The sequence below is a fragment of the Micromonospora sp. NPDC049201 genome (assembly GCF_055586805.1).
Map to the genome: position 1 here is coordinate 95172 of NZ_JBVJHM010000005.1, position 18643 is coordinate 113814.

1 protein-coding gene (running past one end of the window) is annotated in these 18643 nt (G+C 76.8%); it reads left to right on the forward strand.

Annotated elements, in window-relative coordinates:
• Positions 1-10: 10 nt before the first annotated feature.
• A protein-coding gene (locus ACZ6O5_RS12855; RefSeq protein WP_465976816.1) for a type I polyketide synthase crosses the window boundary here: on the forward strand, positions 11-18643 show its 5' portion. 10926 nt of this gene lie beyond the right edge of the window; only the first 18633 of its 29559 coding nucleotides appear in the window; its start codon is at positions 11-13; its stop codon lies beyond the right edge, outside the window.

The following is an 18643-nucleotide window of genomic DNA, read 5'->3' on the forward strand; positions in this document are numbered from 1 at the left end:
GGAGTAGATGATGTCCACGTCCGCAGACAAGGTCGTCGAGGCGCTTCGGGCCTCCCTCAAGGAGACCGGCCGGCTCAAGCAGCTCAACCAGCAGCTCACCGCCGCCGCCCGGGAACCGATCGCGATCGTCGCGATGTCCTGCCGCTACCCGGGCGGGGTGTCCACCCCGGAGCAGTTGTGGGAGCTGGTGGACGCCGGCGGCGACGCGATCGCCGGCTTCCCCACCGACCGGGGCTGGGACCTGGCCAACCTCTACGACCCGTCCGCCGACCGGGTCGGCCGCTCCACCACCCAGCAGGGCGGCTTCCTCTACGACGCGGCCGGCTTCGACGCCGAGTTCTTCGGCATCAGCCCCCGTGAGGCGCTGGCCATGGACCCGCAGCAGCGGCTGCTGCTGGAAACGTCGTGGGAGGCGTTCGAGACCGCCGGCATCGCCCCCTCGTCGGTACGCGGGCAGAAGGTCGGCGTGTTCGTCGGCACCGCCGCCAACGGCTACGGCGTCGCCGCCGACGGCGGCGCGACCGACGCCGACGAGGGCTACCTGCTCACCGGCACCGTCACCAGCGTCGTCTCCGGGCGGATCGCGTACGCGCTGGGCCTGGAAGGGCCCGCCGTCACCGTGGACACCGCCTGCTCGTCGTCGCTTGTCGCGCTGCACCTGGCCGCGCAGGCGCTGCGGGCCGGCGAGTTCGACCTGGCGCTCGCCGGCGGCGTGACGGTGATGGCCAGCCCCAGCGCGTTCGTCGGCTTCTCCCGCCAGCGGGGTCTCGCCTCCGACGGCCGGTGCAAGTCGTTCGCCGCCGCCGCCGACGGCACCGGCTGGGCCGAGGGCGTCGGCCTGCTGCTCGTCGAACGGCTCGCCGACGCCCGCCGCAACGGCCACCCGGTCCTCGCGGTGCTGCGCGGCAGCGCCGTCAACCAGGACGGCGCGTCGAACGGGCTCACCGCCCCCAACGGCCCCTCCCAGCAGCGGGTCATCCGGCAGGCGCTCAGCAACGCCCGCCTGGACACCGGCGACGTGGACGCGGTCGAGGCGCACGGCACCGGCACCACGCTCGGCGACCCGATCGAGGCGCAGGCGCTGCTGGCCACGTACGGGCAGGACCGCGACGGCCGGGACCCGCTCTGGCTGGGCTCGATCAAGTCGAACCTGGGCCACAGCCAGTCCGCCGCGGGCGTCGCCGGCGTGATCAAGATGGTGCAGGCCATCCGGCACGGCCGGCTGCCCGCCACGCTGCACGTCGACACGCCGTCGCCGCACATCGACTGGTCCGCCGGCGCGGTGGAGCTGCTCACCGAGGCCCGGAACTGGCCGGTGGTGGACCGGCCGCGCCGCGCCGCGATCTCCTCGTTCGGCATCAGCGGCACCAACGCCCACGTCATCCTGGAACAGGTCGACCCGACGCCCACCCCGGCGCCCGACACCGACCGGCCGCCCCTGGTCGCCGGCGCCGCCACCGTGTGGCCGCTGTCCGCCCGGTCCGCCGACGCGCTGCGCGAGCAGGCCGCCCGACTGGCCCGCCACGTCCGCGACCACGCCGACCTCGACCCGGCGCGGCTGGCCTGGTCGCTGGTCACCACCCGGTCGGTGTTCGAGCACCGGGCCGCCGTGGTGGCCGCCGACCCCGAGCAGCTCCTCGCCGGCCTGGACGCGGTCGCCGCCGGCACGCCCGCCGCCACGGTCGTCACCGGCCAGGCCGGCGAGCCGGGGGAGGGACCGGTCTGGGTGTTCCCCGGCCAGGGCGCGCAGCACGCCGCCATGGCCGCCGAGCTGATCGGCGCCGCGCCGGTCTTCGACGAGGCGCTCGCCGAGTGCCAGGCCGAACTGGACCGCTGGCTCGACGTCGACGTGGTCGCCCTGCTCACCGGCGGCGACGACTCGTGGCTGACCCGCTCCGAGATCGCCCAGCCGGCGCTGTTCGCGGTCGGCGTGGCGCTGGCCCGGCTGTGGCGGCACGCCGGGATGAGCCCGCGCGCCGTGATCGGCCACTCCCAGGGCGAGATCGTCGCCGCCCACGTGGCCGGCGCGCTCACCCTCGCCGACGCGGCCCGGGTGCTGGCGCTGCGCCTGCGGGCGCTGGCCGACGTCGCCGGCACCGGCACCATGGCCGCCGTCGACCTGCCCGCCGCCGAACTGGCCGCCCGCCTCCCCGACGGCGTCACCGTCTCGGTGGTCAACGGCCCCGCCACCACCGCCGTCGCCGGACCGCCGCAGGCCATCGCCGACCTGATCGCCACGCTGGTCGCCGACGGCGTACGGGCCCGGCCGGTGGCCGTCGACTACGCCTCCCACTCGCCGGCCGTGGCACCGGTCGCCGACCGGCTCCGCACCGAACTGGCCGGCCTGACGCCGCGCCCCGGCGACGTGCCGATCATCTCCACGGTCACCGGCGACCGGCTCGACGGCACCCGCTTCGACGCCGACCACTGGGCCGACAACCTGCGCCTGCCGGTGCTGTTCGACACCGCCGTGCGGACCGCGATCGACGCCGGGCACACCGACTTCGTCGAGGTGTCCCCGCACCCGGTGCTCACCATGTCGGTCGCGGCCATCCTGGACGACACCGGCACCACCGGCCGCGCGCTGTCCACGCTGCGGCGCGGCGACGACGCCCGGCTGCGGCTGCTGACCAGCATCGCCCACGCCCACGCGCACGGCCTGCCGGTGGACCTGACCCGGGTCCTCGCTCCCGCGCCGGTGCTCACCGGCCTGCCCACGTACGCGTTCCAGCGGCGGCGCTACTGGCCGGAGCGGATGGCGGCGACCGCCGCCGGCCCGGTCGGCCCGGACGTCGTCGACGTGGAGTTCTGGTCGGCTGTCGAGCGCGCCGACGTCGCCGCGCTCACCGCCGGCGACGCCGACCCGGAGGTGCTCGCCCCGGCGCTGCCGCTGCTGTCGTCCTGGCGTCGCGCCCGGCTCCAGCGGGCCGTGCTGGACGGCTGGTCGTACCGGGTGGTGTGGCAGCCGGCCACCGCCGTCGCCGCCCCGGCCGTCGCCGACCTGCTGGTGGTGTCGCCGGCCGGCGACGACCGGGCGGACGCCTGGTCGGCCGCGCTCGCCGCCGCGCTGCCCGACGGGTCGACACTGCGCACGCTGCCCGTCGACCCGGTCCACGCCACCCGCGCGGAGCTGGCCGCGTCGCTCACCGACGAACCGACCGTGATCGTGTCGCTGCTCGGGCTCGCCGACGCCGACCATCCGGGCCACCCCGGCGTCTCCACCGGCCTGGTCGCCACCACCCGGCTGGTGCAGGCCGCCCAGGACGCCGGCCGCGCCGCGCCGCTGTGGTGCGTCACCCAGGGCGGCGTGGGCACCGGGCCGGCCGAACCGGTCACCAGCGCCGCCCAGGCCGCGCTCGGGGGCCTGGCCCGGGTGATCGGCCTGGAACACCCCCGGCAGTGGGGCGGCGTGCTCGACCTGCCCGCCGCGCCCGACGCCGCGACCTGGGCCGAGGTGGCCCGCGTCCTCACCGGCGGCGGTGACGAGGACCAGTACGCGGTCCGCCCGTTCGGCACGTTCGTCCGCCGGCTGGCCCGCACCACCGCCCGCACCGCCGGGCAGCTCACCGGCTGGCAGCCGCGCGGCACCGTGCTGATCACCGGCGGCACCGGCGCGATCGGCGCCCAGGCCGCCCGCTGGCTGGCCGCCAACGGCGCCGAGCACCTGGTGCTCACCAGCCGCCGAGGGCTCGCCGCCGCCGGGGCCCGCGAGCTGGCCGACGAGCTGGCCGCCGACGGGGTACGGGTCAGCGTGGTCGCCTGCGACCTGGCCGACCGGGACCAGGTCGCCGCGCTGGTCGCCGGCCTGGACGACGTCGCGCCGCTGACCGCCGTGCTGCACGCCGCCGGCATCACCCGGCTGACCGCGCTCGTCGACACCGACCTGGACGTGTTCGACCACGTGATGGCCGGCAAGGTCGCCGGCGCCGCGTACCTCGACGAGCTGCTCGGTGACCGGCCGCTCGACGCGTTCGTGCTGTTCGCGTCCATCTCCGGCGTGTGGGGCAGCGGCGGCCAGGGCGCGTACGCGGCGGCGAACGCCTACCTGGACGCGCTCGCCGAGCAGCGTCGCGCCCGAGGACTGACCGCGACCTCGATCTCCTGGGGCGCCTGGGCCGAGGGCGGCATGGCCACCACCGAGGAGGCGCAGCGGCTGCTCAGCCGGCGTGGCCTCAACCCGATGCAGCCGGCCGCCGCGCTGCTGGCCCTGCGCCGGGCCGTCGAGCACGGCGAGACCACGCTGGTCGTGGCCGACGTCGACTGGGCCCAGTTCGCGCCCGCGTACGCCTCCGCCCGGCCCCGGCCGCTGCTCGCCGACATCCCGGAGGCCCGGGACGCGCTGACCGAGCGGCCCGCCACCGCCGACGTCGACGACCGGGCCGGCGGACTGCGCCGGGAACTGCTCGACCTGCCCCGCGCCGACCGGGAACGCCGCCTCACCGACCTGGTCCGCGACCACGCCGCCGCGGTCCTCGGCCACGCCGGCAGCGACGCGGTACGCCCCCGGCGCGCGTTCCGCGACCTCGGCTTCGACTCGCTGACCGCGGTGGAGCTGCGTAACCAGCTCACCGCCGCCACCGGCCTGTCGCTGCCCACCACCGTCATCTTCGACTACCCGAGCCCGGCCGTGCTGGCCGGTCAGCTCGCCACGCTGCTGCGGCTGCCCGACGCCGGCGACGCCCCCGCCGACGCCCCCACCGGCCCGGCGACCGCCGACGAGCCGATCGCGATCGTCGGCATGAGCTGCCGCTACCCGGGCGGCGTCGCCGACCCGGACGGGCTGTGGGAGCTGGTCGCCGAGGGTCGCGACGGCATCACCGAGTTCCGCACCGACCGGGACTGGGACCTCGACCGGCTCTACGCCGACGACCCGGACGCCCCCGGCCGCTCGTTCACCCGCCACGGCGGGTTCATCGACCGGGCCACCGAGTTCGACCCGGACTTCTTCGGCATCAGCCCGCGCGAGGCGCTCGCCATGGACCCGCAGCAGCGGCTGCTGCTGGAGGCCACCTGGGCGGCGTTCGAGCAGGCGGCGCTCAACCCGGACACGCTGCACGGCACCGCCACCGGCGTGTTCGTCGGCGCGTCCCCGTCCGGCTACGGCGCCGGCGACGAGACCCGCGACCTGGACGGCTACCGGCTCACCGGGGGCGCGCACAGCGTCATCTCCGGCCGGGTCGCCTACACGTTCGGGCTGGAGGGCCCGGCGGTCACCGTGGACACCGCCTGCTCGTCGTCGCTCGTCGCGCTGCACCTGGCCGTGCAGTCGCTGCGCCAGGGCGAATGCGACCTGGCGCTGGCCGGCGGCGTGAACGTGCTGGTGACCCCCGGCGCGTTCGTCGAGTTCACCCGCCAGGGCGGGCTGGCCGCCGACGGACGCTGCCGGTCGTTCGCCGCCGCCGCCGACGGCACCGGCTGGTCCGAGGGCGTGGGCGTGCTGGTGGTGGAGCGGCTCTCCGACGCCCGCCGCAACGGCCACCGGGTGCTCGCCGTGGTCCGGGGCTCCGCCGTCAACCAGGACGGCGCGTCCAACGGCCTCACCGCCCCGAACGGGCCGTCCCAGCAGCGCGTCATCCGGGCCGCGCTCACCGCCGCCGGGCTGACCACCGCCGACGTGGACGCCGTCGAGGCGCACGGCACCGCCACCACGCTCGGCGACCCGATCGAGGCGCAGGCGCTGCTGGCCACGTACGGGCAGGAGCGGGCCGGCGAGCCGCTGTGGCTGGGCTCGATCAAGTCGAACATCGGGCACAGCCAGGCCGCCGCCGGCGTCGCCGGGGTGATCAAGATGGTGCAGGCGCTGCGCCACGGCGTGCTGCCCCGCACGCTGCACGTGGACGCGCCGACCCCGCACGTCGACTGGTCGGCCGGCGCGGTGGAGCTGCTCACCGAGGCCCGGCCGTGGCCGGCGGTGGACCGGCCCCGCCGGGCGGCGGTCTCCTCGTTCGGCGTCAGCGGCACCAACGCCCACGTCATCATCGAGCAGCCGCCCGCCGTCGAGCCCGAGGTGACCGACCGGCCCGCGCCGCCGTCGCTGGTGCCGGTGCTGGTGTCGGCGCGCGGCGACGGCGGGCTGGCCCGGCAGGCGGCCCGCTGGGCCGACGCGTTCGCCGCGCCGGACCGCCCCGACCTGGCCGACGTGGGCCGCACCTCGCTGACCGCGCGAACCGCGCTGGAGCACCGGGCGGTGCTGCTCGCCGCCGACCACGACGAGTTGACCGCCGGGCTGCGCGCGCTCGCCGCGGGTGGGGCGGCCGACAACCTGGTCACCGGTCGCGCCACCGACCGGGGCCCGGTCGCGGTGCTGTTCTCCGGGCAGGGCGCGCAGCGTGCCGGCATGGGTCGGGAGTTGTCCGAGGCGTTCGGTGTGTTCGCGTCCGCGTTGGACGAGGTGTGCGCGGCACTCGATCCACTGCTGCCGCAGCCGCTGAAGCCGGTGCTGTTCGGCGACGGGGATCTGCTGGACCAGACGCAGTTCACGCAGGCGGGCCTGTTCGCGGTCGAGGTGGCGTTGTTCCGCCTCGTCGAGTCGTTCGGCGTCACCCCGGACTTCGTGGGCGGGCACTCGATCGGTGAGGTCACCGCCGCGTACGTGGCGGGGGTGTTGTCGCTGCCGGACGCGTGCGCGCTTGTCGCGGCGCGGGGTCGGCTGATGCAGGCGCTGCCGGCCGGCGGCGGGATGCTGGCGGTCGCCGCGCCGGAGGCCGAGGTGGCCGCGTCGATCGAGGCACACCCCGCGCTGGGGATCGCGGCGGTGAACGGGCCGTCGTCGACGGTGGTGTCCGGTCCGGTCGACGCGCTGGACGAGGTCGAGCGGACCTGGCGGGAGCGGGGTGTGCGGGTCCGCCGGTTGAGGGTGTCGCACGCGTTCCACAGTCCACTCATGGAGCCGATGCTCGCCGAGTTCCGCACCGTCCTCGACGGGTTGACGTTCGCCGCGCCGCTGCTGCCGGTCGTGTCGAACCTGACCGGCGCGCTGGCCGACCCGACCGAGATCACCACCGCCGACTACTGGGTGCGGCACGTGCGGGAGGCGGTCCGGTTCGCCGACGGCGTGACCGCGCTGCGCGCCGCCGGGGTGGACACGTTCCTGGAGATCGGCCCGCGCAGCGTCCTCACCGCGCTGGTCCGCGACACCGCCGACGACCCGTCCGGGCTGGCCGTCGCCACCCAGCGCGCCGACCGGCCCGAGCCCCGCGCGCTACTCACCGCGCTGGCGGAACTCTTCGCCGGCGGCGCGCACGTCGACTGGACCCCGCTGTTCACCGGCGTCCCGGCCACCGCCGCCGACCTGCCCACCTACGCGTTCGGCGGCGACCGCTACTGGCTGCGCCCGGCCGGGCCCGCCGCCGACGTCACCGGCGCCGGCCTCGGCGCCGCCGGCCACCCGCTGCTCACCGCCGCCGTCCGGCTGGCCGGCGAGGACGCCGCCGTGCTCACCGGCCGGCTGTCCCTGTCGACCCAGCCGTGGCTCGCCGACCACGAGGTCGCCGGCGCGGTCCTCGTCCCCGGCACCGCGCTCGTCGAACTCGTGCTGCGCGCCGGCGAGGAGTTCGGCCCCTGCCGGGTCCGCGAGCTGACCGTCGCCGCGCCGCTGGTGCTTCCCGCCCGGGGCGGGGTACGGGTGCAGGTCCGGGTCGGGCCCCGCGACCACGCCGGCTGGCGCACCGTCGCGGTGCACTCGCAGCCCGACGACGACCCCGACGGCGACTGGATCCGGCACGCCGAGGGCCTGCTCAGCGCCGCCGCTCCCACCGAGGGGGCCGGCCTCGGCACGTGGCCCCCGCCGCACGCGGTCGAGACCGACCTCACCGGCTGGTACGACGCGCTCGCCGGCCACGGCATGACCTACGGGCCGGCGTTCCAGGGCCTGCGACGGGCCTGGACGACCGGCGACGACACCGTCTACGCCGAGGTGACGTTGCCGTCCGCCGGCCCCGACCAGGTCGGCGGGTTCGGCGTGCACCCCGCGCTGCTCGACGCCGCGCTGCACCCCACCGCGCTGCTGCCCGGCGACGGCACCACCGGCCCGAAGGCGCCGTTCGCGTTCACCGGCGTCCAGGTGCACGCCGTCGGCGCCCAGACGCTGCGGGTCCGGCTCACCCGGGCCGGCTCGGCGGTGCGGCTGCTCGCCGTCGACCCCACCGACCGGCCCGTCGTCACCGTCGACGCGCTGGTGCTGCGCGAGCTGACCGGCGTCACGCCGCCGGCCGCCACCCGCGCCGCCCGGTCGCTGTTCCGGGTCGCCTGGGCGGCCGAGGCGCTCACCCCGGCCACCCCGCCCGCCACGGCGGTGCTCGGCGCGCCGCTGCCCGCCCTGCCCGACGCCGCCGCCCACCCGGACGTGGCCGCGCTGGTCGCCGCCGGTGGCGTACCCCCGCTGGTGGTGCTGCCGGTGCCGCCGGCCGGTCCGACGCCGGACGCGGTCCGCGCCGCCACCACCGGCGTGCTCGCCGCGCTGCGCGCCTGGCTGACCGCCGACGCGACCGCCGACGCGCGGCTCGTCGTGACCACCCGCGACGCGATGCCGGCCACGCCCGACGACCGGGCCGCCGACCTGGCCGGCGCCGCCGTCTGGGGCCTGGTCCGCTCCGCCCAGTCCGAGCACCCCGGCCGGATCGTCCTGGCGGACCTGGACCGCGACCTCGACGCCGGCGTGCTGGCGCTGCTCGCCGCCGCCGCTGACCCGGCCGCGGCGCAGCTCGCGGTCCGCGGCGACACCACCCACACCCCCCGACTGGTACGCGCCGACGCCCCACCCGCGACCGCCCCGGCCACCTACGACGGCACCGTCCTGGTCACCGGCGGCACCGGCGCGCTCGGCGCGCTGCTCGCCCGGCACCTGGTCACCGATCGGGGCGTCGACTCGCTGGCCCTGGTCAGCCGGCGCGGACCCGACGCCGACGGCGCGACCGACCTGGTCGACGAGCTGACCGCGCTCGGCGCCCACGTCCGGGTGCTGGCCTGCGACGTCACCGACCGTGACGCGGTCGACCGGCTGGTCGCCGACCTCACCGGCGCCGGCCGGCTCGCCGGGGTGGTGCACACCGCCGGCGTGCTCGACGACGCCGTGATCACCGGCACCGACGCCGACCGACTGGCCCGGGTGCTCGCCCCCAAGGTGGACGCCGCCTGGCACCTGCACGAGGCCACCGCCGGCCTCGACCTCGACCTGTTCGTCACCTACTCGTCGATCGCCGGCGTGCTCGGGTCCCCCGGCCAGGGCGCGTACGCCGCCGCCAACGCCTACCTCGACGCGCTCGCGGTCCACCGCCGTGCCCAGGGCCGGGCCGGGCACGCGCTGGCCTGGGGCATGTGGGACACCGACGGAATGGCCGCCGGCCTCGACGGCGCCGACCGTTCCCGGGTGGCCCGCGCCGGGCTCGGCGTGATCACCGAGGCGGTCGGCGTCGCGCTCTTCGACACCGCCGTCGCGTCCGACACCGCCGCGCTCGTGCCGGCCGTGCTGGACCTGCCGGCGCTGCGCGCCGCCGCCGGCGTACCCCCGATGTTGCGTGCCCTGGCCGGCACGCCCGCCCGGCGGCAGGCCGGCGCGGCGGCCGACGGTTGGGCCGACCGGCTCGCCCGACTCACCGTCGACGAGGCCCGCGCCGAGGTGGGCCTGCTGGTCCGGGGCCTGGTCGCGCAGGTGCTCGGCCACGGTGGCGCGGACGCGGTGCCGGCCGACCGGGCGTTCCAGGAGCTGGGCTTCGACTCGCTGACCGCGGTGGACCTGCGCAACCGGGTCAACGCCGCCACCGGGCTGCGGCTGGCGTCCACGCTGGTCTTCGACTACCCGACCCCGGCCGCGCTCGCCGCGCACGTGCACGAGCAGCTCACCGGCGCCACCGCCGCGACCCGCGCCGCCGCGGCAACGGTCACCGGCGTGGACGAGCCGATCGCGATCGTCGGCATGGCCTGCCGCTATCCGGGCGGCATCGACAGCCCCGAGGCGCTGTGGGAGCTGCTGGCGGCCGACGGCGACGGCATCGGCGCGTTCCCCACCGACCGGGGCTGGGACCTGGACACGCTGTTCCACGACGATCCCGACCACCCGGGCACCTCGTACGCCCGGGAGGGCGGCTTCCTCGCCGGCGCCGCCGACTTCGACCCGGGCTTCTTCGGCATCAGCCCGCGTGAGGCGCTCGCCATGGACCCGCAGCAGCGGCTGCTGCTGGAGGCGTCCTGGGAGACGTTCGAGTCCGCCGGGGTCGACCCGGCCCGGCTGCGCGGCTCCCGCACCGGCGTGTTCGCCGGCCTGATGTACCACGACTATGCCGCCGGGTTGGGGGAGCTGCCGGAGGGCGTGGAGGGCTACCTCGGCACCGGCAACTCCGGCAGCGTCGTCTCCGGGCGGGTGGCCTACACGTTCGGGCTGGAGGGCCCGGCGGTCACCGTGGACACCGCCTGCTCGTCGTCGCTCGTGGCGCTGCACCTGGCGGTGCAGGCGCTGCGGTCCGGGGAGTGCGACCTGGCGCTCGCCGGCGGCGTGACGGTGATGGCCAACCCGGGCACGTTCATCGAGTTCTCCCGGCAGCGCGGTCTCGCCGCCGACGGCCGCTGCAAGTCGTTCGCCGCGTCGGCGGACGGCACCGGCTGGTCCGAGGGTGTCGGCGTGCTGCTGGTGCAGCGCCTGGCCGACGCCCGCCGCGACGGGCGGCGCATCCTCGCCGTGGTGGCCGGCACCGCCGTCAACCAGGACGGCGCGTCCAACGGCCTGACCGCGCCGAACGGGCCGTCGCAGCAACGCGTCATCCGGCAGGCCCTGGCGAACGCGCGGCTGACCACCGCCGACGTGGACGCGGTCGAGGCGCACGGCACCGGCACCACGCTCGGTGACCCGATCGAGGCGCAGGCGCTGCTCGCCACGTACGGGCAGGAGCGGGCCGGCGAACCGCTCTGGCTGGGCTCGGTCAAGTCGAACCTGGGCCACACCCAGGCCGCGGCCGGCGCGGCCGGCATCATCAAGATGATCATGGCGATGCGGCACGGCGTGCTGCCCCGCACGCTGCACGTGGACGCGCCCTCCCCGCACATCGACTGGGACGCCGGCAACGTCTCCCTGCTCACCGAGGCGCGGCCCTGGCCGCGGTCGCACCGGCCCCGCCGCGCCGCGGTCTCCTCGTTCGGGGTGAGCGGCACCAACGCGCACGTCATCATCGAGGCGCCGCCCGCCGAGCCGGCCCCCGTCGCCGCCGAGCCGCCACGCGGACCCGCGCCGGTGCTGCTCTCCGCCCGCGACCCGGAGGCGCTCGCCGCGCAGGCCGACCGCTGGGCCCGCCGGCTGGCCGCCGACACCGCCGTCCGGCCGGTCGACGTCGGCTGGTCGTCGGTCACCGGCCGGGCCGCCCTGGACCACCGCGCCGTCGTCGTCGCCACCGACCGCGACGACCTGCTCGCCGGGCTGCACGCGCTCGCCACCGGCACGCCGGCCGGCACCGTGCACACCGGTACGGCGACCACCCGGGGCCGGCTCGCGATCCTCTTCTCCGGGCAGGGCGCGCAGCGCGCCGGCATGGGCGCCGAGCTGTACGCCGCCTTCGGTGTGTTCGCGTCCGCGCTGGACGAGGTGTGCGCGCAGCTCGACCCGCTGCTGCCGCAGCCGCTGAAGCCGGTGCTGTTCGACGCCGGGGACCTGCTGGACCAGACCCAGTTCACCCAGGCCGGGCTGTTCGCGGTCGAGGTGGCGTTGTTCCGGCTCGTCGAGTCGTTCGGCGTCACCCCGGACTTCGTCGGCGGCCACTCGATCGGCGAGGTCACCGCCGCGTACGTGGCGGGTGTGTTGTCGCTGCCGGACGCGTGCGCGCTCGTCGCCGCGCGGGGCCGGCTCATGCAGGCATTGCCGGCCGGCGGCGGGATGCTGGCCGTCGCCGCGCCGGAGCCGGACGTCCTGGCCTCCCTCGACGGCACTCCCGAGCTGGGCGTCGCCGCCGTCAACGGGCCGTCGTCGGTGGTGGTGTCCGGGCCGCTCGACGCGCTGGACGAGGTCGAGCGCGGCTGGCGGGAACGGGGCGTCCGCACCCGCCGGCTGACGGTGTCGCACGCGTTCCACAGCCCGCTGATGGCACCGATGCTCGCCGAGTTCCGGGCCGTGCTCGACGGGTTGAGCTTCTCCGCGCCGCTGCTGCCGGTGGTGTCCAACCTGACCGGCGCGCTCGCCGACCCGGCCGACCTGACCCGCGCCGACTACTGGGTGCGGCACGTCCGCGAGGCGGTCCGCTACGCCGACGGGATCACCGCGCTGCGCGACGCCGGCGCGGACACGTTCCTGGAGATCGGCCCGCAGAGCGTGCTCACGGCGCTGACCGGCGACATCCTGCCCGACGCGCTCGCGGTCGCGGCCCAGCGCCGGGACCGCGACGAGACCGCCGCCCTGCTGGCCGCGCTGGCCGACCTGCACGTGCACGGCGTCCCGGTCTCCTTCCCGCAGTGGTTCGCCGGCACCGGCGCGACCCGCGTCGACCTGCCCACGTACGCGTTCCGGCACCAGCGCTACTGGCTGCCCACCGGCCGCCCCCGCGGCGGCGACGTCAGCGGCGCCGGGCTCGGCGACGCCGCCCACCCGCTGCTCGGCGCCGCCGTCACCGTGGCCAGCGCGGACCTGGTGGTGCTGACCGGCCGGCTGTCGCCGGCCACCCACCCGTGGCTCGCCGACCACGTGGTGGCCGGCGCCGTCCTGGTGCCCGGCACCGCGCTCACCGAACTGGCCGTCCGGGCCGGCGACGAGGCCGGCACCCCCCGGGTACGCGACCTCACGCTCACCGCGCCGCTGGTGCTGCCGGAGACCGGCGGCGTGCGGGTACAGGTGAGCGTCGGCGCCCCCGACGCCACCGGCGGCCGTCCCGTGGCCATCCACTCCCAGCCCGACGGCGACGTCGAGTGGACCGCGCACGCCGACGGCGTGCTGGAACCCGCGTCCGCCGTCGAACCCGCCGTCGACGCCTGGCCGCCCGCCGGGCTCACCGAGGTGGACCTCACCGACTGGTACCCGGCGCTGGCCGGACACGGCCTCACCTACGGACCGGTGTTCCAGGGCCTGCGCCGGCTCTGGACCGGCGACGGCGAGGCGTACGCCGAGGTCGCGCTCGGCGACGACGCGGCCGGTGAGGCGTCCCGGTTCGGCGTCCACCCGGCGCTGCTGGACGCCGCGCTGCACCCGGTCGGGCTGCTGCTCACCGGCGACGGCCCGCGCGTGCCGTTCACCGTCGAGGGCCTCCAGGTGCACGCCACCGGGGCCCGCGCCCTGCGGGTGCGGCTCACCCGCACCGGCACCACCGTCCGCCTGGTCGCCGTGGACACCGCCGGCGCGCCCGTGGTGTCGATCGACACGCTGGCGCTGCGGGAGCTGACCGGCACGGTCGTCCCGAACATCGCGGCCCGGTCCCTGTACGCGCTCCACTGGCAGCCCGAGGACGTCAGCCCGGCCGACGCGCCGGCCGGCTGGGCCGTGCTCGGCACCGGTGCCGACCCGGCCGGGTCCGACCTCGGGTTGCCGGCGTACCCGGGCGTCGCCGCGGCGGTCGAGGCGGACGTGCCGCCCTCGGCCCTGGTCCTGCCGCTGCCCGCCGCCGACCTGCCGACTCCGGACGCGGTGCGCGCGGTCACCACCGACGTGCTCGGCACCGTGCGGTCCTGGCTGGCCGCCGACGCGCTCGCCGGCACCCCGCTCGTGGTCCTCACCCGGGGCGCGGTCTCCGTCGGCGACGACGACCCGGTGACCGATCTGGCCGGTGCCGCCGTGTGGGGTCTGCTGCGCTCCGCGCAGTCCGAACACCCCGGCCGGATCGTGCTGGCCGACCTCGACGCCGACCCGGACGACCGGACGCTCGCCGTGCTCGCACACGCGGTCACCGACCCGACCGGCGGTCAACTCGCGGTACGGGGCGGCCGGGTGTTCGTGCCCCGCCTGGTCCGCGCCGCCTCGACGCCTGGTGTTCCGGCCCCGACCGACCCGGCGTCGGACGGTGCCGAGCGGGTGGTGCGGGACGGCACGGTGCTGGTGACCGGCGGCACCGGGGCGTTGGGCGCGTTGGTGGCGGAGCGCCTCGTCACCGGGCACGGGGTGCGGTCGCTGGTGCTGGTGTCGCGGCAGGGGCCGGCCGCGTCGGGTGCGGACGCGCTTGTCGAGCGGTTGTCCGGGCTGGGTGCGTCGGTGTCGGTGGTGGCGTGTGACGTGACCGATCGGGATCAGGTGTTCCGGTTGGTGTCGGGTGTGCCGGGCCGGTTGGCCGGGGTGGTGCACACCGCCGGAGTGCTGGACGACGGGGTGGTGTCGTCGATCAGCCCGGAGCGGCTGGCGGCGGTGTTGGCGCCGAAGGCGACGGCGGCGTGGTGGCTGCACGAGGCGACCCGCGACCGTGAGCTGGACCTGTTCGTGTTGTTCTCGTCCGTCGCCGGGGTGCTCGGCTCGCCGGGCCAGGCGGCCTACGCCGCGGGGAACGCGTTCCTGGACGCGCTGGCGGCGCGACGCCGGCAGGACGGACTGCCCGGGATCAGCCTGGCGTGGGGGATGTGGGACACCGCCGGGATGGCGGCGTCGTTGTCGGACGGGGAACGGCAGCGGTCGGCGCGGGCCGGGTTGACGCCGATGAGCGTGGAGACCGGTCTGGACCTGTTCGACGCCGCGCTCGCCGAGGGCCGTCCGGCGCTCGTGCCGGCCGTCGTCGACGTACCGGCGCTGCGGTCCGCGCTCGGCGCCGGCCCGGTGCCGGCGGTGCTGCGTACCCTGGTCGGTCCGACCGCGACCCGACGGCAGGCCGGCGCGGGCGGCGACTGGGCCGACCGGCTCGCCGGCCTCGACCCGCAGGACGCCCGCGCCGAGGTGGACCTGCTGGTCCGGGGCCTGGTCGCGCAGGTGCTCGGTCACGCCGGGGCCGGCGCGGTGCCGGCCGACCGGGCGTTCCGGGAACTCGGGTTCGACTCGCTGACCGCGGTGGACCTGCGCAACCGGGTCAACGCGGCCACCGGGCTGCGGCTGCCGTCCACGCTGGTCTTCGACCATCCCAGCCCGGCGGCGCTCGCCGAGCACCTCTACGAGCAGGTGTCCGGCCGGATCAGCGCCCGCCGCGCGGCGGTGCGGGCGGTCGACACCGACGAGCCGATCGCCATCGTCGGCATGGCCTGCCGCTATCCCGGCGGCGTCGACAACCCGGAGCAGCTCTGGCAGCTCCTGTCGTCGGGGCGGGACGGCATCGTCGAGTTCCCCGCCGACCGGGGCTGGGACCTCGACACGCTCTACGACCCGGACCCCGACCACGCCGGCACCTCGTACGCCCGGCACGGCGGCTTCCTCGCCGGCGCCGCCGACTTCGACCCCGACTTCTTCGGCATCTCGCCCCGCGAGGCGGTCGCCATGGACCCGCAGCAGCGGCTGCTGCTGGAGGCGTCCTGGGAGAGCTTCGAGTCCGCCGGCGTGGACCCGGCGGCGCTGCGCGGCTCGCGGACCGGCGTGTTCGCCGGGGTCATGTACCACGACTACGCCTCCCGGCTGGCCGACCTGCCGCCGGACGCCGAGGGCTACGTCGGCACCGGCACCTCCGGCAGCGTGCTGTCCGGCCGGGTCGCGTACACGTTCGGGCTGGAGGGCCCGGCGGTCACCGTGGACACCGCCTGCTCGTCGTCGCTCGTCGCGCTGCACCTGGCCGGGCAGGCGTTGCGCTCGGGCGAGTGCGACCTGGCGCTCGCCGGTGGCGTGACGGTGATGGCGACGCCGGGCACGTTCATCGAGTTCTCCCGGCAGCGGGGACTGTCCCCGGACGGCCGCTGCCGCTCGTTCGCCGCGTCCGCCGACGGCACCGGCTGGTCCGAGGGCGTCGGCGTGCTGCTGGTGCAGCGGCTCGCCGACGCGCGCCGTGAGGGTCGGCGGATTCTGGCGGTGGTGCGGGGTACGGCGGTGAACCAGGACGGCGCGTCGAACGGGTTGACCGCGCCGAACGGGCCGTCGCAGCAGCGGGTGATCCGGCAGGCTCTGGCGAACGCGCGGTTGACCACGTCGGACGTGGACGCGGTGGAGGCGCACGGCACCGGCACCACGCTCGGGGATCCGATCGAGGCGCAGGCGCTGCTGGCCACGTACGGGCAGGACCGGGAGACGCCGCTGCTGCTCGGGTCGGTCAAGTCGAACCTGGGTCACACGCAGGCGGCGGCCGGGGTCGCCGGGATCATCAAGATGGTCCTCGCCATGCGGCACGGAGTGGTGCCGTCGACGCTGCACGTGGACGAGCCGTCCCCGCACGTCGACTGGACGGCCGGAGCGGTGAGCCTGGCGACGGAGGCGACGCCGTGGCCGGCGGTGGACCGGCCGCGTCGGGCGGCGGTGTCGTCGTTCGGGATCTCCGGCACCAACGCCCACGTCATCCTGGAACAGCCGGCGGACGTCATCGAGCCGGCGGGCGTTGGTGAGTCGACCGGTGGGCCGGTGCCGGTGCTGCTGTCGGCGCGTACCGACGCGGCGCTCGCCGCGCAGGCCGGCCGGTGGGCGGCCTGGTTGGCCGGCGACGAGACGCTCCGCCCGGTCGACGTCGGATGGTCGTCCGCCACCACCCGTACCCCGCTGGAACAGCGCGCCGTGCTCGCCGTCACCGACCGGGACGGCCTGCTGGCCGGGCTGCGGGCGCTGGCCGCTGGTGAGCCGTCCGGCGCGGTGGTCGTCGGTGGTCGGGAGCAGCGGGACCGGGTCGCGGTGCTGTTCTCCGGGCAGGGTGCGCAGCGTGCCGGCATGGGCCGGGAGTTGTCCGAGGCGTTCGGTGTGTTCGCCGCCGCGTTGGACGAGGTGTGCGCGCAGCTTGATCCGTTGCTGCCGCAGCCGTTGAAGCCGGTGCTGTTCGGCGACGGTGAGCTGCTGGATCAGACCCGGTTCACGCAGGCGGGCCTGTTCGCGGTCGAGGTGGCGTTGTTCCGCCTCGTCGAGTCGTTCGGTGTCACCCCGGACTTCGTGGGTGGGCACTCGATCGGTGAAGTGACCGCCGCGTACGTGGCGGGTGTGTTGTCGCTGCCGGACGCGTGTGCCCTGGTCGCGGCGCGGGGTCGGCTGATGCAGGCGTTGCCGGCTGGTGGCGGGATGCTGGCGGTCGCCGCGCCGGAGGCCGAGGTGGCCGCGTCGATCGCGGACCACCTGACGCTGGGCGTCGCGGCCGTCAACGGCCCCTCGTCGACAGTGGTCTCCGGTGACCTGGACGCGCTCGACGAGGTCGACCGGGCGTGGCGAGACCGGGGTGTGCGGACGCGCCGGCTGACGGTGTCGCACGCGTTCCACAGCCCGCTGATGGAGCCGATGCTTGCCGAGTTCCGCACGGTCCTCGACGGGTTGACGTTCGCCGCGCCGCTGCTGCCTGTCGTGTCCAACGTGACCGGCGCGCTGGCGGCGGGCGACGACCTGCGCACGCCGGACTACTGGGTGCGGCACGTGCGGGAGGCGGTGCGGTTCGCCGACGGCGTGACCGCGCTGCGGGCGGCCGGGGTGGACACGTTCCTGGAGATCGGCCCGCAGAGCGTGCTCACCGCAATGACCGCCGGCATCCTGCCGGACGACGAGACCGTGGTCGCCACCGCGGTGCAGCGCCGGGACCGGGACGAGTCGGACGCGTTGCTGGCCGGGCTGGCGGAGCTGCACGTGCACGGCGTCCGCGTCGACTGGACGCCCTGGTTCGCCGGCACCGGCGCCACCCGCGTCGACCTGCCCACCTACGCGTTCGCGCACCGGCGCTACTGGCCGACGACCGGCCGCCGCCGGGGCGACGTGTCCGGGGCCGGGCTGAGCGACGCCGCGCACCCGCTGCTCGGCGCCACCGTCGACCTGGCCGGCGACGGCGAGGTGGTCCTCACCGGCCAGCTCTCCCTCGCCACCCACCCCTGGCTCGCCGACCACGCGGTGGCCGGCACCACGCTGCTGCCCGGCGCGGCGCTCGTCGAGCTCGCCGTCCGGGCCGGCGACGAGGCCGGCGTGTCCCGGCTCCGCGAACTCACCGTCGCCACGCCGCTGGTCCTGCCGGACACCGGCCGCCTGCGCATCCAGGTACGCGTCGACGGCGCCGGCACCCGCCGCGCCGTCACCGTCCACTCCCGCCCCGACGACGACCCCGAGGCGGGCTGGACCCGGCACGCCGACGGCATCCTCGAACCGCCCACCGCCGCCGAACCGGCCGTCGGGACCTGGCCGCCGGTCGACGCGACCGAGGTCGACCTGACCGGCTGGTACGACACGCTCGCCGCGCACGGCCTGGCGTACGGGCCGGCGTTCCGGGGTCTGCGACGGGCCTGGACCGGCGACGGCGAGGCGTACGCCGAGATCGCCCTGCCGGACGACATGACCGGCGACGCGGCCCGGTTCGGGCTCCACCCGGCGCTGCTGGACGCCGCCCTGCACCCGATCGGGCTGCTGCCGGACGGCGGGACCGGCGGCCCTCGGGTGCCGTTCGCGTTCGAGGGCGTCCAGGTGCACGCCACCGGTGCCACCCTGCTGCGGGTCCGACTGTCCCGCACCGGAGACGCGGTCCGGCTGGTCGCCGCCGACGAGAACGGCGCACCTGTCGTGTCGGTGGACTCCCTGGTCCTGCGCGAGATGACCGGCCTGCCCACCTCCGGCGCCGCGACCCGGTCCCTGTACGAGGTGCGCTGGCAGTCTGCGGAGACGTCGGCCGGTCAG